This window comes from Rhizobium aouanii (assembly GCF_037002925.1).
Lineage (GTDB): Bacteria > Pseudomonadota > Alphaproteobacteria > Rhizobiales > Rhizobiaceae > Rhizobium > Rhizobium aouanii.
In genome coordinates this window covers 59,347-81,294 of sequence record NZ_JBAMYD010000022.1, presented here as the reverse complement: position 1 = coordinate 81,294, position 21,948 = coordinate 59,347, and the positions used below count along the sequence as shown (strand labels likewise).

Annotated in this window: 18 protein-coding genes and 3 pseudogenes; 16 read left to right on the top strand and 5 right to left on the bottom strand. The window is 60.7% G+C overall.

Going from position 1 to position 21,948, the window contains the following annotated elements; all coding sequences use genetic code 11:
- The first annotated feature begins 364 nt into the window (after window positions 1–364).
- From V8P77_RS30200 to V8P77_RS30190, 3 genes are all read left to right on the top strand, one after another.
- Window positions 365–673, top strand: coding sequence for a type II toxin-antitoxin system TacA family antitoxin (locus V8P77_RS30200; RefSeq protein WP_003563077.1), 309 nt, complete (start codon window positions 365–367; stop codon window positions 671–673).
- Complete coding sequence (locus V8P77_RS30195; protein ID WP_077976711.1) at window positions 673–1,215, top strand: GNAT family N-acetyltransferase; 543 nt, start codon at window positions 673–675, stop codon at window positions 1,213–1,215. Before V8P77_RS30200 ends, V8P77_RS30195 begins: the two co-directional genes overlap by 1 nt.
- 376 nt (window positions 1,216–1,591) lie before the next feature.
- A complete protein-coding gene (locus V8P77_RS30190) occupies window positions 1,592–2,773 on the top strand; it encodes a Fic family protein (protein WP_077976712.1) in 1,182 nt (393 codons plus the stop codon).
- A 335-nt stretch (window positions 2,774–3,108) separates the two neighbouring features.
- Here V8P77_RS30190 and V8P77_RS30185 read toward each other — a convergent pair whose 3' ends face one another.
- Together V8P77_RS30185 and V8P77_RS30180 are read right to left on the bottom strand one after the other, a co-directional pair.
- Entirely contained in the window at window positions 3,109–4,221 is a 1,113-nt protein-coding gene (locus tag V8P77_RS30185) for a Fic family protein (RefSeq protein ID WP_168285969.1), read from the bottom strand.
- Between the two features lie 138 nt (window positions 4,222–4,359).
- Window positions 4,360–4,557: pseudogene (locus V8P77_RS30180) on the bottom strand (ISL3 family transposase); the annotation flags it as partial.
- On the opposite strand from V8P77_RS30180, the pseudogene V8P77_RS30175 reads away from it, so the two are divergent.
- Window positions 4,557–4,796, top strand: a pseudogene (locus V8P77_RS30175) (Lrp/AsnC ligand binding domain-containing protein); the annotation flags it as partial. The pseudogenes V8P77_RS30180 and V8P77_RS30175 sit on opposite strands and share 1 nt — an antisense overlap.
- Window positions 4,797–4,883: 87 nt before the next feature.
- Here the strand turns inward: V8P77_RS30175 and V8P77_RS30170 are convergent.
- Complete coding sequence (locus V8P77_RS30170) at window positions 4,884–5,849, bottom strand: AraC family transcriptional regulator (protein ID WP_131661887.1); 966 nt, start codon at window positions 5,847–5,849, stop codon at window positions 4,884–4,886.
- A gap of 116 nt (window positions 5,850–5,965) precedes the next feature.
- Between V8P77_RS30170 and V8P77_RS30165 the strand changes: the two genes are divergently transcribed.
- The 7 genes from V8P77_RS30165 (at window position 5,966) to V8P77_RS30135 (ending at window position 13,957) form a co-directional block, all read left to right on the top strand.
- Window positions 5,966–6,433: a DUF6152 family protein gene (locus tag V8P77_RS30165; RefSeq protein ID WP_077976715.1), complete on the top strand. Its 468-nt coding sequence runs from the start codon at window positions 5,966–5,968 to the stop codon at window positions 6,431–6,433.
- An 83-nt stretch (window positions 6,434–6,516) separates the two neighbouring features.
- Window positions 6,517–6,831, top strand: a complete 315-nt coding sequence (locus V8P77_RS30160) for a hypothetical protein (RefSeq protein WP_335915845.1) — start codon at window positions 6,517–6,519, stop codon at window positions 6,829–6,831.
- Window positions 6,832–6,909: 78 nt separating this feature from the next.
- Window positions 6,910–7,815, top strand: a complete 906-nt coding sequence (locus V8P77_RS30155) for an SDR family oxidoreductase (protein ID WP_077976717.1) — start codon at window positions 6,910–6,912, stop codon at window positions 7,813–7,815.
- Between the two features lie 226 nt (window positions 7,816–8,041).
- Window positions 8,042–8,614 (top strand): (2Fe-2S)-binding protein, encoded by a 573-nt coding sequence (locus V8P77_RS30150; RefSeq protein WP_131642924.1) that lies wholly within the window; start codon window positions 8,042–8,044, stop codon window positions 8,612–8,614.
- Between the two features lie 3 nt (window positions 8,615–8,617).
- On the top strand, window positions 8,618–9,622 hold the full coding sequence (locus V8P77_RS30145; protein WP_077976719.1) for an FAD binding domain-containing protein: 1,005 nt from the start codon (window positions 8,618–8,620) through the stop codon (window positions 9,620–9,622).
- Window positions 9,619–11,775 carry a xanthine dehydrogenase family protein molybdopterin-binding subunit gene (locus V8P77_RS30140; RefSeq protein ID WP_335915844.1) on the top strand — a complete coding sequence of 719 codons (2,157 nt, stop codon included), beginning with the start codon at window positions 9,619–9,621 and terminating at the stop codon, window positions 11,773–11,775. The genes V8P77_RS30145 and V8P77_RS30140 overlap by 4 nt, the downstream gene beginning before the upstream one ends.
- Before the next feature lie 10 nt (window positions 11,776–11,785).
- On the top strand, window positions 11,786–13,957 hold the full coding sequence (locus V8P77_RS30135; protein WP_335915843.1) for a xanthine dehydrogenase family protein molybdopterin-binding subunit: 2,172 nt from the start codon (window positions 11,786–11,788) through the stop codon (window positions 13,955–13,957).
- A gap of 908 nt (window positions 13,958–14,865) precedes the next feature.
- On the opposite strand, the gene V8P77_RS30130 is transcribed toward V8P77_RS30135, so the two are convergent.
- The gene (locus tag V8P77_RS30130; protein ID WP_077976723.1) at window positions 14,866–15,717 is read right to left on the bottom strand and encodes an SDR family oxidoreductase; all 852 of its coding nucleotides are present in this window, start codon (window positions 15,715–15,717) and stop codon (window positions 14,866–14,868) included.
- A 398-nt stretch (window positions 15,718–16,115) separates the two neighbouring features.
- Here V8P77_RS30130 and V8P77_RS30125 point away from each other — a divergent pair.
- Both V8P77_RS30125 and V8P77_RS34850 read left to right on the top strand, forming a co-directional pair.
- Window positions 16,116–17,040 (top strand): annotated as a pseudogene (locus tag V8P77_RS30125) (AraC family transcriptional regulator).
- A 173-nt stretch (window positions 17,041–17,213) separates the two neighbouring features.
- The gene (locus V8P77_RS34850; RefSeq protein WP_373694621.1) at window positions 17,214–17,366 is read left to right on the top strand and encodes a polysaccharide deacetylase family protein; all 153 of its coding nucleotides are present in this window, start codon (window positions 17,214–17,216) and stop codon (window positions 17,364–17,366) included.
- Between the two features lie 339 nt (window positions 17,367–17,705).
- Here V8P77_RS34850 and V8P77_RS30120 read toward each other — a convergent pair whose 3' ends face one another.
- Complete coding sequence (locus V8P77_RS30120; RefSeq protein WP_335915868.1) at window positions 17,706–18,665, bottom strand: LysR family transcriptional regulator; 960 nt, start codon at window positions 18,663–18,665, stop codon at window positions 17,706–17,708.
- A 138-nt stretch (window positions 18,666–18,803) separates the two neighbouring features.
- Between V8P77_RS30120 and V8P77_RS30115 the strand changes: the two genes are divergently transcribed.
- From V8P77_RS30115 to V8P77_RS30105, 3 genes are all read left to right on the top strand, one after another.
- Complete coding sequence (locus tag V8P77_RS30115) at window positions 18,804–19,763, top strand: MBL fold metallo-hydrolase (protein WP_335915867.1); 960 nt, start codon at window positions 18,804–18,806, stop codon at window positions 19,761–19,763.
- A 25-nt stretch (window positions 19,764–19,788) separates the two neighbouring features.
- Window positions 19,789–20,373 carry a dioxygenase family protein gene (locus V8P77_RS30110; protein WP_335915841.1) on the top strand — a complete coding sequence of 195 codons (585 nt, stop codon included), beginning with the start codon at window positions 19,789–19,791 and terminating at the stop codon, window positions 20,371–20,373.
- A 248-nt stretch (window positions 20,374–20,621) separates the two neighbouring features.
- Window positions 20,622–21,719, top strand: coding sequence for an aldo/keto reductase (locus V8P77_RS30105; RefSeq protein WP_335915839.1), 1,098 nt, complete (start codon window positions 20,622–20,624; stop codon window positions 21,717–21,719).
- Window positions 21,720–21,948 lie beyond the last annotated feature (229 nt).

Genomic DNA, 21,948 nt, shown 5'->3' with positions numbered 1-21,948 from the left:
ATACCCTTCAATACAAAATCAGACCCTGGGCTGGCGCAATATCGTCGCTTCACGGCTTATCGTATGCACGGGCCTCTATTCTCGCGATATCGCTGACGACGCTGGCACATGTTGAGTGGGCACCGCTTGCCCAGATGCTCGATATCAATCCGTCCGTTCGTATCGGCTGCCGTAGCGAGGCCAGTCTCGACTAACGATGAGCCGTTGACGTTCGCCTGCCCACATACACGGTGCGCAGGAACTGTTGCGCGACGTTCACTGAACGTACGCACACGCGACGTACGAAGATCCGTATATCAACTTGACGGGTACGTCATTTTGACGTACACATAACCACACAGTTACACCCGAAGAGGAGGCGACTATGCTTGCTTTCAAAGACATGACTGCCGAAATCGATGAACCAAACGACGCACGTATGGGCTTCCGTACGAAGGCGCGCATCAAGACGGCAATTCAACGCGCTGCTGCGCTGTCCGGTGTAGACGACTCCGCTTTCACGATCAACGCTGCTTATCAAGCCGCCATGACGACGATCGCCGTCCATGAACGGACCTTTTTGCAGCCAGCCGATCACGCTGCGTTTTTTGCTGCACTGGACAACCCGCCAGAGCCGACAGATAGACTTAAGGCTGCTTTCAAGCGTCACAGCGAGACTGTCGTTTCAAAATAATGCCGCAAAACGAAGCGCCAAAGCCAATCATCGAGCCGCTCGATCCCCTAAAACATGATCGGGCGGCTTTTTCGTGCGGCATTGAGCAGGTCGACAATTTCTTTCAGAAGACCGCAAACAAGCTTCAGAAGAGCGACAATGTTCGTGTTTTCGTAATGACGCAGGACGCAGGCCCGGTGATGGGCTTCTACGCCATCAACAGCCACGCTGTTGATTATACGGAGCTTCCGAAAAGGTTCGCCCGCGACCGGCCGGGACATGGGTCAATTCCCGCGGCCTACATCTCAATGATCGGTCGCGACTTGAAATTCGCTGGCAGCGGATACGGCGGTGACCTGCTGATCGACTGCTTGACGCGAATAGCGCGTATCTCGGATGACATAGGTACGGCAATCGTCTTGCTCGATGTCCTGGATTGCGGTGATGCAGAGCGGACCGAGAGACGAGTAAAGCTTTACAAGGAATACGGCTTCCAGCCTCTGCCAACAAATGCGATGCGGATGTTCATCCCAATCGCGACGATCAAAAAGATGTTTGACTAAAACCCTGCCGCTCATGGAGTTCTCGGCGGGCCTGTCGTAAGGATTTCGTCATGAGTTTAGAAGGTGAGGTCTCGTCGACCAGGGGTGCAGCGAGACCGACTGCAGCCCAGCTAGGATCGCGAAATCCGGGCGTGCAAGAACCTCATCTTCGAAGACCCGATCAGCGGTAGGTTGAATTCCGGTCATGTCCCACGTCTCTCAAAGAGTTCCATAAATCGCCGTTATCCCACTTGAACCCATGATCAGGTCTGCGGGTCGCATTCATTCAAGGCGCTCGACTGGGCGTACGCTTATTTAAGAGCGCTTACCTTAGCTGCTTCGTTATTTAAGCGAAGGCCCACTTGCTTAAATAGTAGCTGAAAATCATAATCGGCCTATGTCTGATTCCGAGCTAAATCAGCGGTTCGGCCGCTTTGTCGAAACAGCAGTTGCTGGCGAAACCGTGCGGGCATTCGTACCTCCGCCATTGCCGCCTATGCCTGCCATTGATGTGCTTTCACTTCTGGAGCGTCTTAGCTTGGCGGAGCGAGCTCTCGGACGGCTAGATGGTATCACGATGCTGCTCCCTCGTCAGGAGCTCTTTCTTTACATGTATGTCAGGAAGGAAGCTGTTCTTTCCTCGCAGATCGAAGGAACACAGTCAACGCTCTCCGATCTTCTGCGTTTTGAGACGGAAGCGCAGGCGGGACAACCTATCGATGATATCCGCGAAGTTTCGAACTACGTCGATGCCATGATGTATGGTTTGGAACGACTGGAATCTCTGCCAATGTCCCTACGCCTGATCCGTGAAATGCACGCGCGATTGCTGCAAAGTGGGCGCGGCGGTACCAAGAATCCCGGCGAATTCCGGCGCTCGCAGAATTGGATCGGGGGGACACGACCTGGCAATGCGCTCTTCGTGCCGCCACCTGTCACGGAGATGGACACCTGCTTGGATGCGCTCGAAGGTTTCATGCATGAAGATCGGTCGCGGCTGCCTGCACTCATCAAGGCCGGCCTTCTGCACGTCCAGTTCGAAACGATCCATCCATTCCTGGATGGCAACGGTCGTATCGGCCGCTTGCTAGTCACGCTCTACCTTTGCATGAATGGGGTTCTGCGTAAGCCACTACTGTATCTAAGTCTTTACCTGAAGACCCATCGAACGGAATACTATCGACTGCTCCAGGAGGTCCGCGAACACGGCAGTTGGGAAGGTTGGCTCGACTTCTTCCTTGCCGGCGTCGCCGACACCGCAAACCAGGCTTTTGACGCCGCCACTCGGATCGTCGAGGTGTTCAAGGAAGACCGCGAGCGCATCACAACTGACAGCGACCGAGCCGGTTCAGCGCTTCGCATCCATGATCTTTTTCAGCAAAATCCGTTCCTGACGGCAAATCAGCTTGTTCAAAAGACGGGCCTATCGGCCCCTACCGTCAATGCGGCACTCACCGATCTGGAGCGGTTCGGCATAGTTGAGGAGGTGACCGGCCGCAAGCGTGGTCGCGTTTTCAGCTATAGACGGTATCTCGCGATCCTTAGTGAAGGCACCGATCCTCTTCCCGCAGCAGTTTGAAAACCAACCAATTCACCGGTCTGCGGTTCGAGTCCCATCAAGGCGGTCACTTAGTTGATGTCAATGGCTTGTCACAGCTAATCGACCGCTGCTCGAGGGATTCGAAGAGGAGCGGGAATGTTATCGCCAGAGGTTGGCGGAGTACCCGCGGCGGCTTTCCTCCTACCAGTCGCGGCAGGCTGACAACTTTGCCTTTGCTGACGACCCGGCTGAGAAGCGTGGGAAGTTTGCGTGAGGTGGAGGAGGCCCTGGCGAAATCCGCCTGTGATGACACTGAGGCGCAGAGTATTGCTGCCTGATTCACTTTTGCTGACGGAACGCCTCGGCCAGCTCGCCTATGTTTCGGTTGCGAGATTCAGCCGGTAGCGCGTCGCCTTGCGCTCGCCGGTGCGCAGCAGTGCGCCCTTCTCGACCAGGTCGGCTAGATCGCGGGTTATAGTCGAGGGCGGAGCGCCTGTGATCGTGGCGTAGTTGCCGGCGCTCAAACCCCCGGTGAAACCTTCAGGACCCTCGGCGAGCATGCGAAGAAGGACCTTCTCCTGTCGCTGGTTCAGCGCGCCACGCAACCTATCCATAAGCCGTGTCTTTTCGATCAGGAAGCGGACCAATTCGTCCGCGGAATACTGGGCTTCGAGCGCCCGATCCGCGAACCATGAGAGCCAGTCATCGATAACGAGCGTGGAGCTCGCCGCCTCCAGCATCGCGTAATAGTCCCTGCGGTGTTTCAGCAGCGATTTCGATAATGCGCTGAAAGTCGGAGTCGAGATCGCTCGTGCAAGTGCGCTTTCGGCGATCGCACGGCCGATACGGCCGTTGCCGTCCTCGAAAGGGTGGATGCTCTCGAACCACAGATGCGCGATGCCGGCGCGGGTGACGGCAGCAAGCGGGTGCGCCCCTTCCGGAGAGGTGTGTTCAAGCCATTCGAGAAGCCGGCTCATCTCGACTGCCAAGCGCTCGGATGGAGGTGCTTCGAAGTGTATGCGCTGGCGGCCGAAAGCGCCGGAGACGATCTGCATCGGTTCGTCATGACGGCGATAGCTGCCGATGTCGGCGATGTCCCGGCGGCCATTCATCACCATCCGGTGCCATTCGAACAGCCGCTCCTCGGTGATGGGGTCAAGTGGGTGGCGGTAGAGATCTGCCATCATCTCTGCAATGCCTGCCTCTGCCGGACTGCTGCGGAGAGGTGCCGCAGACAGTCCGAGTTGCCGCCGAAGGGACGATTGAACGCTGTCACGGTCGAGGACTTCCCCCTCGATGGCTGATGTGCTCAAAGCATCGGAGCTGAGAAGCTCGATCACGACGTCCTCGCGATCGTTCTTCCCGAGATGGCGCATGGTGCCGACCGCGATAGCTGCATTCTCCATGGATGCCAGCTCCCTCTCCCGCAGAAGCTCAGGGTTCCACTCGAACTTCGGCCACCCCGCCAATTCCCAATTCCACGCCATGGGCGATAAACTCCATATTTATCGCCCACAATGCCGCAATAATCTGAGCGATAAAAGCAATTTTTTTCGCTCATCCCGCCGAGGGCTGTTAATCGGCGTCCAAAATTGGCTCTGACGCAGTTTTGGTGGTGATGGATTTTATCCCGTGCCGATGACGCGGGCCTGGAGGAGGTCAATCTTTCCGCGGCCATACATCTGGCGTTTCACAAATTTGAGCTTGGTGATCTGCCCTTCGGTCTGGCCATTCGACCATGGCGACGTGATCGCGGCGCTGACGGCTGCACGGTCCTTGACGACGCCGTTCGCGAAGGACGCGACCAAGCCTGTTCGACAACGCGATGGTGCGCATCCGGCCGCTCCCCGGCAAACTGCACCTCGTCGAACGGCTCATTCAGGAGCGTCCGGAATTTGTCGAATGCGACAAGATCACCGGCGATGATCCATTCCTTGCTCGTCTGGTAGTCCATACGATCGAGCAGATGGACGACGTCCTCGAAGCGCTCTCAGAACACGCCGTCACCAGCACGGCCGTCATCAAGGGAACGTCCGTCAAACGACGCTTGCCGCCCCTGTAGCAAAAATCAGGATTTCTGCGAAAGCCGGGCAGACGGCATTTCGCCCGGCTTCGGGGCCTTGGGACCCGCACGGGAGTATCATTCGATTCAGCCGCGAAGCCTTCTGTGGGTATCGCGGCCGGTCTGAGCGGCCTGAAGCGGAAGCCTAGTCTTACTTTTGTTCAGATAGTCCCTTGGCGTGCAGCCCATCACGCGCTTGAACGCGCTGGTGAAGGCACTCTCGGATGCATAGCCGAGCGCGGGTGCGATCGCCGAAACCGATCGTCCAACCTCCAGTTCCTCGCCGGCCAGAAGCATCCTCCAGCGGGTCAGGTATTCCAAAGGTGTTTCACCGGCCGCTTCCCTGAACCGCTGCGCGAAGACCGATCGCGACATTCCGGCCTCTGCAGCAAGTTCCTGCAAGGTCCAGCGCTCCGCAGGATTGGCATGCATTGCCGATATCGCCGCGCACAGACGGGTGTCAGTTAGTGCTGCAAACCAGCCGGGCTCATGAACACCTTCCAGCAGATGGAGGCGCAGCGCTTGAACCAGCATCATGTGGGCCAGCTGTTGCGCAATCAACGCGCCGCCAGGCTGACCATCGCGAAGTTCCTCACGCATCCTCGCCACTGACCAGCGCAATGCCGCCTGATCCACATCCTTTCGAATATGCACAATCGGTGGCATCATCTTCAGAAGCATGCCTGCGTGCCGTCCCGCCACGGTAAAGCGACTCCCCACGAGGAGCAGGTCACGGCCATCATTCAGCGTGACGGTGCCACCTGGCAGGGCGGGAGGGAACACGGCCTTCGAATCCATCGGCGAGAGCGTCAAATCGCTGGCAAGGCGAAACGGACGTCCACTTGGGAGGACGAAGCAATCTCCAGCTTCAAGCCTGACCCGCTCACCGATCCCGTCCACCGCCAGCCAACATCCGCCAGCCTCGACAGCGTAGCATTTGATCACGTCGTCCTTGAGCGCAAAATGAAGCGACCACTCGCCGCCGGCCCTGAAACCGGACGACACATAGCTGCGCGTTCTGAGTAGCGACAAGACTTCAGAAAGTGGATCCATACGAATTCCGGACGATCGCGACGATATCGCGGACGGTAGGGCATGGATCGTGCTGCATCAAGCCTCTACGTTTGCATCGACTAGGACAGAAACATCTGTTGCCGATGGAGCGTAATATGTTTCCTATGACTCATTTGAGGCATACTGCAGCCGTCGTCCTTGCCAGCGGACTAGCAGGCAGCGCGCTCGCGCATCATGGGATTACCGGCCGCTACGATGCCTCCAGGCCAATACTCATTTCCGGCATCGTCACGGCAACGACCTTCTCGCCGCCGCACCCCGTTCTTTCCGTCCGTGTCGAGCAAGCAAAGGTCGCTGACGGGCAACTCGGCCGTCCGGACGAGTATTTTGGACCGGTATCAGCTCGTCCCGAGGACCTCGGACAGGTCCGTGAGGTCGAACTTTCTCCGGTCCGCATGTTCTACGACCTCGAAGCTAAGGTAAAGCCCGGTGATCGCGTCACACTGGTTGCGCTTCGCAACTGCCTGCCCCCGCATCAGTTGCGCAGCACCTGGATACGGCTGAGGGACGGGGAGATGCTATCCTACTCCAGAGACTGGGCGCCGGGAGTGGACGGATGCTAGCCTTGATGTTTCAAGAGATCGAGAACCTTGGCGTTGTTCGGCTGATCGTTGCGGTGCCGTGGGTCTATCCTGTGGTTTCGGCCTTGCACATCATCGGCATAGGGACCCTGCTGGGCTCGATCGTCGCGGTCGACCTGCGGCTGTTGCGGATTCTTGGCCCGCAATTCGATGCGGCCTTGCCGGCGCTGGTGAGGATGGCGCTCTGCGGCTTTGCTTTGGCAGCGACGACCGGGCTGTTGCTGCTATCGGTGCGGATTGCGAACTACGCGGAAAATCCGGTTTTCCTCATCAAGATGATGATCATTGCGGCAGCCGGCGGCAACGCGCTGCTTCTGCGGCAGGCGGGGCTGGGCGTTAATCTCGCGGTCCTGGTTGGAAGGCGAGCCGCGCGATTCTAAGGTGCCGTATCGCTGTGTTTCTGGGTCAGCGCCGTCTTCGCCGGCCGCTGGATTGCCTTCAGTTAAAGGAAGATTGCTATGCGTATCTTGGTGACCGGCGCAGCAGGTTTTGTCGGCTCGGCTGTGGTGAAGGATCTGGTCGATGCCGGACATCGGGTAATCGGACTAGTCCGGTCCGCCGCCGCGGCCGGAATGCTGGCGACCCTCGGGGCGGAAGCCTATGCGGCCGATCTGCGCGAGCGAGACAGCCTGCGGGCGGCGCTGGCTCGGGCTGACGGCGTTATACATACCGCCTTCAATCACGACTTTTCGCAGTTCCGCGCGAACTGCGAAGCCGATCGCGATGTCATCGAATTTCTCGGTGGAGAACTTACCGGCTCGGATAGGCCACTCATCGTCACGTCGGCAATCGGCGTCTTGCCCAAGCACGGGCTCGTTACGGAAGCCACGGACGCTGTTCCTCTGTCCGACGCAGCCGCCAATCCGCGCGCTGCTTCGGAAATTGCCGCCGATGCGGTGGCCGAGCTGGGGGTGCCGGTCTCGATCGTCCGTCTGCCGCCGAGTGTTCATGGCGAAGGGGATCGTGCGTTCGTGCCAACTCTCATCGATATCGCACGGGCAAAGGGATTTTCGGCCTATGTCGGCAACGGCGAGAACCGGTGGCCCGCCGTCCATCGCTGCGACGCGGCCCGGCTCTATCGATTGGCGGCCGAGAGGGCGTCGACCCATGCGCGCTTCCACGCAGTTGCCGAGCAAGGCATTCCCTTGCGGAATATCGCGACCGCAATCGGCACCGGTCTGGACCTTCCGGTCGCACCGATCGACGCAGAAGCCGCGCTTAACCATTTCGGCTGGTTCAATCACTTCGCGGCGATGGACATCCGTGCATCCAGTGCCGAAACGCGCCGCAATCTGGGCTGGTCGCCAGGCGGCTCCACGCTTTTGGAAGATCTCGCTGCAGGGGTTTATTTTGGCGGGAGTTAGCCCGCGCCGATCGGTGCTGCCAAATCAGATAGCGCCGACGGGAGGATTCAATCGGTTGTCCTACGGGCTCTTATCCCAACACGTCACCTGCTCAGAGGAAAGAACCGTCCGAGCAATGCAGATTCTGCCGCAACACTTCCAATCGAGAGGAGCAACAATGTGCAATGATCCTGACGTCGCGCCGGAGATCCCGGACAACCAACTCCTCGTATCACGGCGAGATGCGATGATCGCAAGCGTCGCGGTTGTCGCCGCCAGCCATTTCGCAGACTCCGCTCGCGCTCAAAGCGGGCCTCGCCAAGCTGCTTTGCCCGTCTCTGCGGATCAGGCGCTCATAATTCGCACGTCGGTTAACGGCCAAACGGTGGAGCTTACGGTTGATGCGAGGACCTCCCTTCTCGACTTGCTTCGCGAACGGCTTGCGCTGACGGGGGCAAAGAAGGGCTGCGACCACGGGCAGTGCGGTGCGTGCACTGTTCACATAGACGGCCGCCGTGTCGCCTCCTGCTTGACGCTGGCAGCCAAAGTCGATGGCCGGGAAGTGCTCACAATCGAGGGCCTTGCCGAAGGCGACACGCTACACCCGATGCAGCAGGCGTTCATCGATCACGATGCGCTTCAATGCGGCTACTGCACGCCTGGTCAGATCATGGCTGCGGTGGCGTGCGTCGCCGAGGGCAACGCTACGTCACGCGAACGAATCCGTGAATATATGAGCGGCAACATTTGTCGCTGCGGCGCCTATGTCGGCATCGTCGCTGCCATTGAAGATGCTGCTGCCAAGATGGGAAGGGGCTGAAAAATGCGCCCATTCACCTACATCCGTCCGGCAACACCTCAAGAAGCAGTCGGTGCTTTCGCCGAAGCCGGCGAAGGTGCACGCTTCATTGCCGGCGGCACCACGCTTTACGATCTTATGAAGCTTATGATCGAGCGGCCGAACTATCTGATCGACGTGACCGCTGTCCAGGGGCTGGACCGGATCGAAACGGTCGGCGATAGGCTTCGCTTTGGGGCGAACGCAGCGATGAGCGCCGTTGCAGAGGATCCCGTCGTCGGGCGCGACTATCCGGTTCTGTCGGAGGCTCTGGCGAAGGCGGCCTCCCAGCAGCTTCGCAATATGGCGACCGTCGGCGGCAATCTCCTCCAGCGTACGCGCTGCATGTACTTCCGCAACGGTGGGGGTGGGATTTATCCCTGCAACAAGCGCGAAGCGGGCAGTGGCTGTGCTGCTATCGGAGGGCTCGATCGCGGCCAAGCGGTTCTCGGAACCAGCCAGGCCTGCACCGCCGTCTCGCCGGGGGACTGGCCGGTGGCCCTTGTCGCGATGGATGCCTCCATCGAGCTTTTGGGACCGGCTGGTTCACGTTCGCTGCCCGTCGGCGATCTCTATCGATTGCCGGGCGATACCCCGCATCTTGAATTTACCCTCGGGCCCGGCGAGATGATAACTGCAATCACGGTGCCGAAGACGCCGGCCGGCCGCCTGTCGACCTACCATAAGATCAGGGATCGGGAATCCTACGCCTTCGCGCTCACTTCAGCTGCGGTAGCGCTGGAGATGAGCGGTGATCGGGTGGAGGGGGCGCGGATCGCGCTTGGCGGCGTGGCAACGCGGCCGTGGCGCACATCCGAGGCCGAAGAGGTTCTGATCGGCCATCGGCTCACGCCGGAACTCGCGCTCGCTGCCGGCCAAGCCGCCTTCCGTGATGCGCGACCCGGGCGGCATAACAGCTTCAAGACAGAGCTCGGCGCCCGCACCATTGCTGATGCCCTTATCATTGCCGCCGGAAGAGGTCGCACATGAGTACCACCGCTTTTCCCGATCGCGCCCGCGTCGATGCTCTTGCCAAAGTGCGGGGAGAGGCAAGATTTGCGGCCGACCTGGTGCTTCCCCGAACGCTTTACGCGATGACTGTCCCGGCCACCATCGCCAAAGGCAGCTTATCCTCGCTGCCCGTTGATGCGGCGCTCCGCGTGCCGGGCGTCGTCCGTGTCCTAACCCCTGAAGATTTTCCGGCACCTCCGCCGTTCAGCGAAGATGGTCCCCCGCCGCCGCCTCCGACCCTGGAAACAACCATCGCCTACCGCGGCCAGCCGGTCGCGTTGGTCATCGCTGAAACGCTGGAAGCTGCGATTGAAGGCGCTGAGGTAATCCGCCCGACCTACGTGGCGGAGGCGTTTGCCTGCGTGATGGAAAGCGCCGGCGCGCGGCGTCAGCCTGCGGATGAAGTCGCATTCGGGGACGCTCCAGCAGCCCTTTCCGGTGCGGCGGCGACGGTAGAGTCGACTTACAATTCTCCCACGCAGCATCACAACCCTCTTGAGCTCATCGCGACGGTTGCACTCTGGGAAGATGGCGCGTTGTTGATCCACGAATCGACCCAGGCCAGTTCACTCGTCAAAGGTGCCGTCGCAGGGGCATTGCGGCTGGATCCAGCCCTCGTCCATGTGCGCGGCGCAACTACGGGCGGCAGTTTTGGGCAAAAGGCCGTGCAACGGCAGACAGCGCTTGTTGCGCGTGCCGCGATTCTGACGGGCCGGCCGGTCAAGCTCGTGCAGCCGCGGGCCCAGATATTTCATACCGCCACCTACCGGGCTCGTACGCGGCATCAGATCCGCATAGGTGCGGACGTGGACGGAACGATTGTCGGTGTGCAGCATCACGTCGAACAGGAGCAGTCGCCAAACGGATATTTCGCTGTCCCCGAATATCACCGGGACGTAATCCGGATGTATGGCATTCGAAACTATCTGGGGACCGGCGCCGATATCCGGCTTGATCGCCAGGATTCAGGCTACATGCGCGGCACGCATCCCCAGCCTGCATTCTTCGCGTTCGAAAGTGCAATCGACGAACTTGCCCATAAGACGAACCGCGATCCGGTCGAATTTCGGTTGGCGAATGACACACGCGTTGATCCGCAGAATGGCCATCCCCTGTCCTCGAGGTTCTTGAACGAATGCTTGAAGGAAGGTGCGCGGCGCTTCGGTTGGTCGCGGCGCTCGCCGGTGCCGGGGTCGATGACCGCGGCTGACGGCAGCCTGATCGGATGGGGCATGGCCTGCGGTATCTACCAGTCGGCGACGACACCGGCGATCGCGACGCTCAGGATCGACGCGCGCGGCCATACCCGCTTTGCCATCTCCGGTCACGAAATGGGCCAGGGCATGCGGACGGCCATCGCGTCGGTGCTGCTTCAGGACCTGGATATCGACCCCGAAAGGCTGGAAATCGCGCTCGGTGACACGAGGGCAGCGCCACAGCACATGACCGCCGGATCCTGGGGCACCAATAGCGTCGTGCCGGCGGCCATGCAGGCGGCGCAGCGGATGCGGGCTGCCGTCGCGGACCTGCTGGACGGCCGGCAGATCTCGGGAAACCTTCACCGGAAGCTCGCAAGCATCCGCCGTCCCTTCCTGCAGGTTGAGGTGACGACCGTGGGACCGGGCCAGGATCAGGCCGCGCTGGAGACCTTGCGTCAGGGCGGCTTTGCCGTCGCCGAATCTGTTTATCCGGAATTCTCGACCTTCAGCTACAGCGCCCATTTTCTGGAGGTGCGCATCGAGCCGCGCACCCGGCGCATTCGGGTGCCGCGCGTGGTGAGCATCGCCGACTGCGGCCGGGTTATAAGCCCGCGTACCGCGCGGAGCCAGGTGTACGGCGGTGTGATCTGGGGCTTGAGCCACGCCTTGCGCGAAGCGACTGAGATCGACCCGCGCTACGGCGGCTACCTCAATGAAGACCTGGCCGATTATATCGTGCCCGTGAATGCCGACATCGGCGAGATTGAGATCGGCCTGATCGACCAGCCGGACCCCCTCTCAAATCCTGCCGGGGTCAAGGGACTGGGCCAGGTCTCGATGGTGGGCATTTCGGCGGCCGTCGCCAACGCCGTCTTCCATGCGACGGGCAGACGAATACGCGAGTTGCCGATCCGCATCGAACATCTGCTTTAGGGAGAACCTCATGACCACCACACCGTTCAAGGACCGGGCGAGAATTGACGCTGTTGACAAGGTTCGGGGCGCAACGGCCTATGCCGCCGACATTCCCGTGCCGGGAATGCTGTACGCAATGCTCGTACCATCGTTGGTGGCCAAAGGCCGTATCGCGACCCTCCACGTCGAAGACGCCGTCAGTGTGCCGGGCGTGGTGCGTATACTGACGCCAGATGATTTTCCGCCGCCACCGGAGCCGGTGCGCTTCCCCAACGCTGACGCGCCTCCGACCCTTCATCGAGACATCGCCTTCCGTGGCCAGCCGATCGCGCTGGTTGTCGCCGAGACGTTGGAGGCGGCGACGGAGGGAGCTGAGCGCGTGGCGGCGACATTCGAGACACAGCCGTTTGCGGCCACCAAGCGCAGCGCGCTCGCAGTCCGCGAGGAGGCGCGGCCAACCGCTTTCGGCGATGCTGAAGCCGCTCTGGCGCAAGCTACCATGACGGTGGATGTCGAATACGAATCACCAGCCCAGCATCACAATCCGATCGAGCTGATTTCGACGACCGCTGTCTGGACGGATGGCCGGCTGACCATCTATGAAGGGACCCAGTTCGCCAGTGGGATCAAGGAGGTTGTTGCGCGGATCCTGCGGATCGACCCGGGTATTGTCGACGTTAAAAGCCCGTCGGTCGGCGGAGCATTCGGTCAAAAGGGCTGGGTACAGCAGCAAACGGCCATCATCGCCCGGGCAGCAATGTTGCTCGGACGGCCAGTCAAGCTGGTCACCCCGCGGGGGCAGATATTTCACCTTGCCAAGTTCCGGCCGAACAGCACGCACCGCATCAGGCTTGGAGCCGATGCTGCGGGAAAAATGACGGGCGTACATTATGTCGCCGATCAGCAGCAGTCCCGCCGAGGTACCTTTCCGCCCGATTATCATGCTGGCCCCACACGCTTGTACGGCATTCGAAACTATTATGGCGGCGGCGTGGACTACAGGATCGACACCCAACCTCCCGGGCATATGCGCGCACCACACGAGCATCCGGCGTGCTTCGCCTTTGAATGCGCAGTTGACGAATTGGCGTATGGCCTTGGCGCGGACCCGGTCGATTTTCGCATCGCCAACGATACCCGCGTCGATCCCCAGAACGGCCGGCCACTGTCGTCCCGTCATCTCAATGAATGCCTCAGCCGCGGCGCCCAACGTTTTGGCTGGTCGAAACGCACGCCCAAGCCCGGATCCATGCGGGCGGCGGACGGCTCGCTGGTCGGCTGGGGTGTTGCGAGCGGCATCTATCCCGCCCTGGTCACCGCAACCGTGGCGACGCTTCGCATCAGCGCAGACGGTACGACACGTTTCGCGACAACGCATCACGAATTCGGCCAGGGTATCAAGACTGCGATTGGTGCCGTACTGCTCGACGGTCTGGAGATAGACGCGGCAAAGCTCGACATTGTCCTTGGCGACACCACCGTTGCTCCCCAGCAGATCACTGCCGGGTCCTGGGGAACATTCAGCGTGGTGCCGACTGCAGCACTCGCTGTCGAGCGGATGCGCGCCGCGATATCCGAACTGCTCGCAGGCAGGCAGTTTTCCGGAACCATTCATCAGCAGCTCGCCGCCATACGCCGCCCGTTTTTAACTGTTGACGTTTCGCTGCTCGGACCCGGTCAGGATGCTGCAGCACTGGAACGGTTGCGCAGGGGGCAATATGCGATCGCCGGTCCGACCTTTCCCGAATTTACAGCAATGAGCTACATTGCCCATTTTGTTGAGGTCCAGGTCGAGCCGACCACCCGGCGCATCAGGTTGCCGCGCGTGGTGAGTTTCGCCGATTGCGGGCGCGTGGTCAGCCCGCGCACTGCGGTCAGTCAGGTGCGTGGTGGCGTCGTGTGGGCCTTCGGCGCAGCACTTCGTGAGGCAACCGAAGTCGATCCGCGCTTCGGCGGTTTCCTTAACAATGATCTGGTGGATTACGTGGTGCCGGTGAACGCCGATATTGGGGAGATCGAGGTCGACTTCATCAATGAACCCGACCCGGTGGCAAATAGCGTAGGGGTGAAGGGACTGGGCGAGGTGGCGATGGTCGGCGCATCGGCAGCTATCGTGAATGCAATCTTTCATGCAACCGGCAAGCGGCTGCGAAAATTGCCGGTTCGGATCGAGCATCTCCTGCAGGTTCCGATTCCATAGAGGTGGCAATAATCAAGTGGGGTCGCGGCACCAAACGTGAAGCGGCAGCGACTGTCATATTTTTATCTAGCTCGCGTCGAAAGTGGTTGGCCCGGCCCCTTGTGCGGATAGCCGCCATCCAAACTCCAGCAATCGCCTCCTTCAGAAGCTACGGCAATCTGCCAGCTTCGATGCCTCCAGTCACATGACATGTTCGCTGTCCCGGTGTCTGTCGTGCACGCCAATGCGCCTTTGCGGCGCCTACGAGCGCATATTTAGGCGAGGGCTGGCATATCCCAAGGAGGGGGCTGCTCAACCGCCCCAAGCTGCGACGGGGATAATTCTGCTCAGACCGGAGAGGGGCCGCCGCGGAAGTATTTGCGACCTTGCCGCGGACGGTGCCTTAAATGAACTGCGAGCTGTTAGTCCGGACGGTTGGCGCCCTCATAACAGTCGCCGCTGTCGAACGGGCGACGATCATCGCGGGTGGTCTCGCCAAACACCGACTGCGCGCTCAGGCTCCCGCAAACGTATGTCAAATCTAACGAAACAGGTTGATTTATACGCCTCTATCCGCTCGGCGAGCCCGTACGGTATCATCGGCATGGAGCACTCTGGCAGTAAAACGGCAAAGCGACTCACGGAGCCATAGGCGTTGATCATGGCCGCGAATGCAGTCGCCGGGTCGAAGGCCATAAGCTTCGCCTCGGCTCGTTGCTATGGGGATGGGGCCACCAAAGGCGTCTAGGTTCCGGAAACGGTCTTCGGTGGCTTGGAGATCGCTGGCTGATGGGGTATCCAGCGATCTCCTTTCCGGATCTTCGAGACCGGGCAGTGGTCCTCTGATCCGATCTCGATTGCATTCAGCCTGCGCCGTCGGGGACGGCGCTTGGCAGCTTCGGCGGCACGGGCAAGCCGGTTGCTCTCCCTTAGCCTAGGCCGCCGTTCGCGAATAGATTCTGACCATCGATCCAGGCACCTTCCTGAGAGCAAAGAAGAGCAATCACGCTGGCGATGTCATCCGGCAGTCCCAGGCGACCGAGCGGCGTCTGCTCGGGAATTCCTCGGAGTGCTTCTTCTCCGTGTTGACGGAGGAGTTGCGTGTCGACTGCGCCGGGAGCTACAGAGTTGACCGAGATGTTGCGGCCGGCTAGTTCCTTCGCGAGGACGCTGGAAAAGAGCACCTGGACGCTTTTTGTGGCCGCATACGCGCCAGTTGCCGGGGGCGGCGTCTTTATGATGCTCGAACTGAGGCTGATGATCCGGCCGCCGTCACGCGTACGCCGCGCCGCCTCGCGCAGAACGTTGAAGCTGCCTTTTACGTTGGTGGCCATCATTCGATCGAATGCCACGTCGGTCATTTGACCAAAGGGGCCGACATTCATGATCCCGGCATTGTTCACCACCACATCAACCCCGCCGAAGGCTTCGTCATTGGCATCAAAGAGCGCCTTGACCGCCGCGGGATCAGCCACGTCCGCTTGGCGAACGATGGCGCGACCGCCAGCCGCCTCGATGTCGGCCACGACCTGGCCGGCCAGATCGCGGTTGGTGAGATAGTTCACGGTCACGGCGTAGCCGTCCTGCGCCAGACGCTTAGCGGTAGCGGCGCCGATGCCCCGCGACGATCCGGTCACAACCGCAGCCCGACCGGCGCCAGGCAGGGTGCCGGTGCCGGCGGTGGACGTCTGCGCCGAGGCCGCGCTCGTCAGGGCGAGAGCCGCCGGCGCCGCGGCGGCGAGGGCCATGAACGTGCGGCGGGAGCTATCAGTATCGGACATTTCAAAAGTCTCCTTTGTTGAGGCTGTTACAAGACTTGCTCGGCAAGGCTGCGCTGACGTCTCGCACGGTGCGCGCCACGCCCGGTTATCTGCGTGGGCGGAAATACCGTTAATGTTGTGGAAGCGGCGACGCTTTGACTTGCGTTCAGCAGGGCGAATGAGACTGGCCTGCTTCCCTGGACGCCGGTGATTTACCTATTTGAACATCTATTGACCGCAAGGGAGTCTCTGTCATGCTCGGCGCGCTCCTCGCTTGTTTGGCACCTTCAAGCTAGATGGAGTGCACCGTGAACAGAATGCCCGAACTCTCAAGAAACTTGCCTATTCCTACAAGTGAGGATTCCTTGCCGGATATGGATTGCGTGTTGCATTGGCCTCGCAACAAACCGGAGGCTTGCGTGTCGTCGTCGCTTCTTGCCGCGGTTACCGGCTATATCGAGGGTCAGGGTGGCGGTGAGGGCCTGTTTCCGACCCCGATCGACGGCTTCAACATTGTCCGTTCTTGTCAGGCAATGATGATGCCGATGCGGGCGATCTACAGACCATCTCTCTGCGTCGTGATCCAGGGAGGAAAAGAGATCCTCTTTGGTGACGACATGCTGTCCTACGGCGCGATGGAGTGTCTTGTCGTAAGCGTGGAACTGCCGGCCAGCGGGCGGATCGTTGAGGCGAGCCCCGACGCGCCCTACATCGGGGTCACCATAGATCTCGACGTGACTGTGATGCGCGAGGTGGTTGAACAATTGGATGAGCCGCCTGTCCCACCTGTCAGCCACGGCCCCTGCATGTTCGTGAGCCGTCGATGTACCTCTGGCGGATTGCATCCAGCGTCTTGTCAGGCTGTCCGAGACGCCGAAAGCGATCCCGATCCTCTACCCCTCCATCGTACGCGAGATCTGCTTCTGGCTTCTGAACAGCCCGCATGGAGGCGAACTCTACAGGTTGGCGTTACCCGAATCGAATATCGAGCGGGTCGTGAAAGCCATCTCCATGCTGCACACGAACTTCGCCCAGACGCTGCATGTGGAGCATCTGGCCGAGGTCGCGCGAATGAGCCCGTCGTCGTTCCATCAGCACTTCAAGGCGCTCACCTCGATGACGCCGCTCCAGTTCCAAAAGCAGCTGCGCCTTCTCGAGGCAAGGCGACTGATGGTGGTTGAAGCTGCAAGCGTAGCAGAGGCTGCCTATCAGGTCGGCTACGAGAGCGCTTCGCAATTCAGCCGCGAATACTGCCGGATGTTTGGCGCTGCGCCGAAGCGTGACGCGATGAACCAGCAGCGCTTGAATAGCGAATATGCCAGCCGCACAGTTCGTACTGCGTAAATCGCGCGCCGGGAAGGCGGCTTTTTACAGTCTTCGATAAGAGCGGCCTTCTCGAAAAGAAACAGTGTTCTGACGGACGTGCGGAGATCCCCGTTAGACAACGTCCCGTCGCGATGAGTTAATGAAGTCTCAAGTGTCCGAAGCGGCGAGGGGAGCGGTTGCCGGCCAGTTCGATGATGGCCCCAGATGTCAATCCTAAGCTACTTGATCTGCTGAAATGTCACGGCGCCAAAGCGACCTTCTTCAAAACGGCGGCGAACATCCAGGCGTATCCTAACCCGACAAGGCGCATCTCCGCAGAAGGCATGCGCTCCGCCCCCACGTGATCCCTAGGTGCTGGCGCGTGCGAGGGTGGATGGCTGTCTGTTTCTGGACCTGGCAGCGACCGACACTGACCGCCAGCGGCGGTTTCGGGGTGGCGGTCACGCGCAAGTCACGGGGTATGCTCGAGGCCACCGCTGCTGGAGATCCGGTATATAAGAGAATAGGTCTCCGCCAGAACTCGCTACTTCAGCTGTTTTCCCGACCGCCCGGCTAACGAATATATAGCGCGCAGACCGGAATCTCGGCAACATCCGGGCGTGGCGAAGGTGGTAGGTGCGGGCGGATGCGAACCCGCCCGCACCTACGGAGTTATCGGCTTCTTCCCGCCCGTCTTTTCTTAACTACCATCTCTGGTTACGGACGTATTCGAGCAAAGCCCGCACGGCTGCGCTCGTATGCCGCCGGCTCGGATAATACAGATACCAGCTCGGCAGTTTCTTTTTCCAGTCACTGAGCAGCTCGATAGTTCTGCCTTGTTCGATATCATCGCGGACGTAATCCTCGAACAGGTGAGCAATTCCCGATCCCGCGAGCGCGGCTTGCCGCTCTTGTTGCGCTGAACTCAGCGTCAACCGACCGTTCGGGGTGATTTCCACTTCTTCGCCGTCTCTTTCAAATTTCCACGTCACCATGGTTCCGCCGGGGAAGCGGCGACGAATGCAGTCGTGCTGCAAGAGATCGCGCGGCGAGCCAGGGCGACCGCGCCTGCGAATATAATCGGGCGAGGCCACGATCGCATATTGCAAGGCGGGACCGAGGGGCATGGCAATCATGTCCTGGGCGAGCTGGTTCCCGAAGCGCACGCCGGCGTCGAAACCCTGCTCCACGATATCGATGATCGCAGCATCGCTGACGATCTCGACGTTGACATCGGGATAGATTTTCATGAACTCGAAGGCCAGGGGGCAGAGAACATGGTCGGCGGCCGGACCTGGTGCATTGATCCGCACGGTGCCGGATGGGCGCTCGCGAAGCTGATTGAGATCGTCGATCGCTGCTCTGATGTCGTGAAGCGCCGGCCTTAGCCGTTCGAGAAGCTGCTCGCCTGCTTCCGTCGGCGCGACGCTGCGTGTCGTTCGATTCAGCAGCCGAATGCCCAGCGCTTCCTCGAGGACGCTGATCGATTGACTGATGGCGGACGACGAAACGCCCCTGCCGAGTGCGGCGGCTCTAAAGCCGCCGCAGCGCACGACGTCCTCGAAGATCTCTAAGCTGTCTAGGCGTAGCGGTCGCATTGCAAAGTCCTGCTTAATAGGCTGATCCGTTTTCGTTAGCTTATCCGCACGCCCCAGCTGTGTCATCGTTGGAGAACATAAGCGAGGCGGCACCGCGCATAATCGCGGCCCTTGCTGCCGACGCTCAAATCAAGCGCACCTGCCAGCAGATATATCAACGGGATCAAAACCATGAGCGAACTCACACTCAATCGCCGCAAGATCATGCTGACAGCCGCGACCGGCGCCTCGGCGCTCTTTTTGCCGACCGGTGCGGTCCTCTCGCAAACAGCACCTGACACGCTACGCGCCAATCAGTGGAATGCCGGCCATTACCGCTTTCGCGTCGGCGACATCTCAGCAACTGTGTTGAGCGACGGGCTGATCGGCGGCCCTCCGCGCGTCTATGCCAGCAATGCGCCGGAGGCAGAATTGCAGGAGGTTCTGAAACGCGCCTTCCTGCCGATTGATCGCCTGACGCTGAACCTCAACACGCTGCTCATCGAAACGAACCGCCGCAGAATTCTGCTCGAAGCCGGGGCCGGGCAGACCATGGGACCACAAGGTGGCCGCATATTCGAGAACCTGGCGGCTATCGGCTTGCGGCCCGAGGACATCGACGTCGTAGTGGTCTCCCACGCGCATCCGGATCATGTGGGCAACCTTCGAACCGCGGACGGCGGCAAGGCTTTCCCACGCGCGACAATCTTTGCGCCACGGGCAGACTGGGACTTCTTCGTCCGCAACGATCCCGACCTTTCCTATATGCCGGTGCCAGGGGATTTCCGTCGCAATTTCGCAGCCGCCATCAAGCGGAGCGTCGAGCCCGTCACCAACGGGATCGAGTTGTACGAGGCCGGCGAAGAGATCGTCCCCGGACTGACCACGCTTCCGGCGCTCGGCCACACCCCCGGCATGGCAAACTTCCTTGTTCAATCGGGGGGCGATCAGCTCCTGCTGACCGCCGATCTCGCCTACCACCCGATCGTCAATGTCGATCGGCCATGGACGCCTGGGCCAGATCGCGACAAGGACACCGCCCTCGCCTCCCGCCGCCGCATCTTCGACATGGCGGCGGCAGACCGGCTTCTCATTCTCGGCTTCCACTATCCATTCCCGGGTCTCGGTCGCATACTCAAGACCGACACGGCCTATGCCTGGGTCCCGGTCGATTGGCAGTTCTAATCCGGTGAGCAACGGAGGCCCCGCAATGACGACATCAAGGCGCGCACTTCTTTCGGGTTTTCTCGCCATGCCGCTCGTGCCGCTTTCCGGAGCGGTCGCTATCGGACAGGAGGCGCCGTCGCTGCCGCTGACGCGCGCTTGCACCGATGGAGACGAACCGACGCCCGCCCGCGAGGCCGGCCCGTTCTTCAAGCCGAACTCACCTCTGAAGCAGGATCTATATCTGGAGGCGCCCCGCGGCGAACGCATCACCGTGGCCGGCTACGTCCTCGATGATCGCTGTCGCCCCATGCCGCGTAGCCTCGTCGAGATCTGGCAGGCGGACGAAAACGGCGAGTACGATCGTTCGGGCTTCCGCCTGCGCGGGCATCAGTTCGCCGACGAGCAGGGACGCTGGTGGTTCAACACCGTCGTGCCGGCGCTGTATCCGGGACGCACGCGCCACTTTCATTTCCGGGTTCAGCGTCCGGGCGGAGTTGTCCTGACAACGCAGCTGTTTTTCCCAGGCGAGCCGGGCAATGCGCGCGACCGGATCTTCGACGAAACGCTGCTTATGACCATTAGCCCCGCAGGCGACGGTCAGTTCGCACGCTTCGACTTTGTGGTCTGAACCATGGGTATCTCAGCCATCCAAACTCGCCGCGCCACCGGCTCCTCGCGGGTCGGAGCGGTCACCGCACGTTGCTTAGCGGCAGTGACCTAGCCGTCGTGCGCGCAAACGCGATCTCTCATGCCACTGGGCGGCGTCTTCGAGAGCCGCCGATCCGCATCGAAGGTCTCTGGTGGTTCGGTCACCCAGCCCGCGATGCGCAGAGGTCCGTGCATGAAGTCAAGTTTACAACAAAAGGAGACAATTGCATGAGCGAACGGCAGAATTCCGGCTTCAGCCGGCGCGGCTTCATCGGTACGCTAGGCACGGGAGCCACCATACTGGCTACAACACCGTTCCTTTCCGGTGGGGCCAACGCCCAGGGCCAAGCGAGCGTGCCGGAGACGGCTCCCGCGAAATCCGCACGAACACGAACGATTCCGAGAACGCAGCAGACCCTCACCACACTCGGTCTCGGCACCTTCCTGACCTTTGACGCCCGCCCGGGTGACGACCGCAGGCGCCTTGGCGAGGTCTTTCGGCGCTACGTCGCGGGGGGTGGTCGGGTCATCGACACGTCGCCCCTCTACGGATCGGCGGAAGTTTCTGTTGGCGCGTTCCTTGCGGGTACACCGGAGGCATCCGAGATTTTCGTGGCCAATAAAATTTGGTCGACCGGCGAATATCTCGGCGACGAGAGCCATGCTGTGGCAAGTTTCGAGCAGTCGAGGCTGCGTATCTGGCGCGACACGATCGACCTCATGCAGTGCCACAGCATCGTCAACGCACCGGTGGTCCTGCCCCTCATGCAGGCCTGGAAGAAGGAAGGTCGCATTCGCTACGTCGGCGTGACTCACCATGAATCCGGACCCCAGGATCAGCTCGCCGAACTCGTGGAGCGTGGCGGTGTTGATTTCGTTCAGACGAACTATTCGATCTTCAACCGCAGCGCCGAGCGCCGCCTGCTACCGGCCGCCGCCGACCGCGGGGTCGGCGTCTTCATTAACCTTCCGCTCGAAAAGGCACGCCTGATGAAGGTGGTGGAAGGTCGCCCGTTGCCGGACTTCGCTCGGGAATTCGAAGCCGCGACCTGGGCACAGTTTTTCCTGAAGTGGGTCATGGCCCATCCAGCCGTCACGACCGTGCTATGCGGTACTTCGAATCCGGAGCATGCCGAGGACAATGTCCGGGCCATGTACGGCCCCTTACCGGACGAGGCGATGCGCCGGCGCATGGTCCAGCATATGGAGACGATCCCGGGTTTCACCGATATTGCACGAATGCCCTGGTATCCTGACAAGGATGCCCAGTATCAGGGGTTGATCCGGGCGGCACAGGCAACAGCTCGTGCTCGGACGGGCCAATGAGATTTCAATTTCGCTCAGCAGACGCTCTCGCGGATCGAGGGCGAAGAGCGGCCTTCATGCAGAGCGTCGCATGTTGCTGTTCAGAGAAGCGGCTCGAGGGGGAACCTGCAATTTCCCAGTTCTGAGGCTGCGGCGAGTCGGCTTAAGACAAAGATCACAGCTGGACCTGTAAGATTTTAGGAGGAGGCAAGGTGCAGCTCTTGCCTCCTTCATCGAGACGGAAATACCC

What these genes read in the sequence shown, in the direction of transcription:
- V8P77_RS30200 (WP_003563077.1), top strand. Translation starts at nt 365, where the DNA reads ATGCTTGCTTTCAAAGACATGACTGCCGAAATCGATGAACCAAACGAC.
- V8P77_RS30195 (WP_077976711.1), top strand. Translation starts at nt 673, where the DNA reads ATGCCGCAAAACGAAGCGCCAAAGCCAATCATCGAGCCGCTCGATCCC.
- V8P77_RS30190 (WP_077976712.1), top strand. Translation starts at nt 1,592, where the DNA reads ATGTCTGATTCCGAGCTAAATCAGCGGTTCGGCCGCTTTGTCGAAACA.
- V8P77_RS30185 (WP_168285969.1), bottom strand. Translation starts at nt 4,221, where the DNA reads ATGGCGTGGAATTGGGAATTGGCGGGGTGGCCGAAGTTCGAGTGGAAC.
- V8P77_RS30170 (WP_131661887.1), bottom strand. Translation starts at nt 5,849, where the DNA reads ATGGATCCACTTTCTGAAGTCTTGTCGCTACTCAGAACGCGCAGCTAT.
- V8P77_RS30165 (WP_077976715.1), top strand. Translation starts at nt 5,966, where the DNA reads ATGTTTCCTATGACTCATTTGAGGCATACTGCAGCCGTCGTCCTTGCC.
- V8P77_RS30155 (WP_077976717.1), top strand. Translation starts at nt 6,910, where the DNA reads ATGCGTATCTTGGTGACCGGCGCAGCAGGTTTTGTCGGCTCGGCTGTG.
- V8P77_RS30150 (WP_131642924.1), top strand. Translation starts at nt 8,042, where the DNA reads ATGATCGCAAGCGTCGCGGTTGTCGCCGCCAGCCATTTCGCAGACTCC.
- V8P77_RS30145 (WP_077976719.1), top strand. Translation starts at nt 8,618, where the DNA reads ATGCGCCCATTCACCTACATCCGTCCGGCAACACCTCAAGAAGCAGTC.
- V8P77_RS30140 (WP_335915844.1), top strand. Translation starts at nt 9,619, where the DNA reads ATGAGTACCACCGCTTTTCCCGATCGCGCCCGCGTCGATGCTCTTGCC.
- V8P77_RS30135 (WP_335915843.1), top strand. Translation starts at nt 11,786, where the DNA reads ATGACCACCACACCGTTCAAGGACCGGGCGAGAATTGACGCTGTTGAC.
- V8P77_RS30130 (WP_077976723.1), bottom strand. Translation starts at nt 15,717, where the DNA reads ATGTCCGATACTGATAGCTCCCGCCGCACGTTCATGGCCCTCGCCGCC.
- V8P77_RS34850 (WP_373694621.1), top strand. Translation starts at nt 17,214, where the DNA reads ATGATGGCCCCAGATGTCAATCCTAAGCTACTTGATCTGCTGAAATGT.
- V8P77_RS30120 (WP_335915868.1), bottom strand. Translation starts at nt 18,665, where the DNA reads ATGACACAGCTGGGGCGTGCGGATAAGCTAACGAAAACGGATCAGCCT.
- V8P77_RS30115 (WP_335915867.1), top strand. Translation starts at nt 18,804, where the DNA reads ATGCTGACAGCCGCGACCGGCGCCTCGGCGCTCTTTTTGCCGACCGGT.
- V8P77_RS30110 (WP_335915841.1), top strand. Translation starts at nt 19,789, where the DNA reads ATGACGACATCAAGGCGCGCACTTCTTTCGGGTTTTCTCGCCATGCCG.
- V8P77_RS30105 (WP_335915839.1), top strand. Translation starts at nt 20,622, where the DNA reads ATGAGCGAACGGCAGAATTCCGGCTTCAGCCGGCGCGGCTTCATCGGT.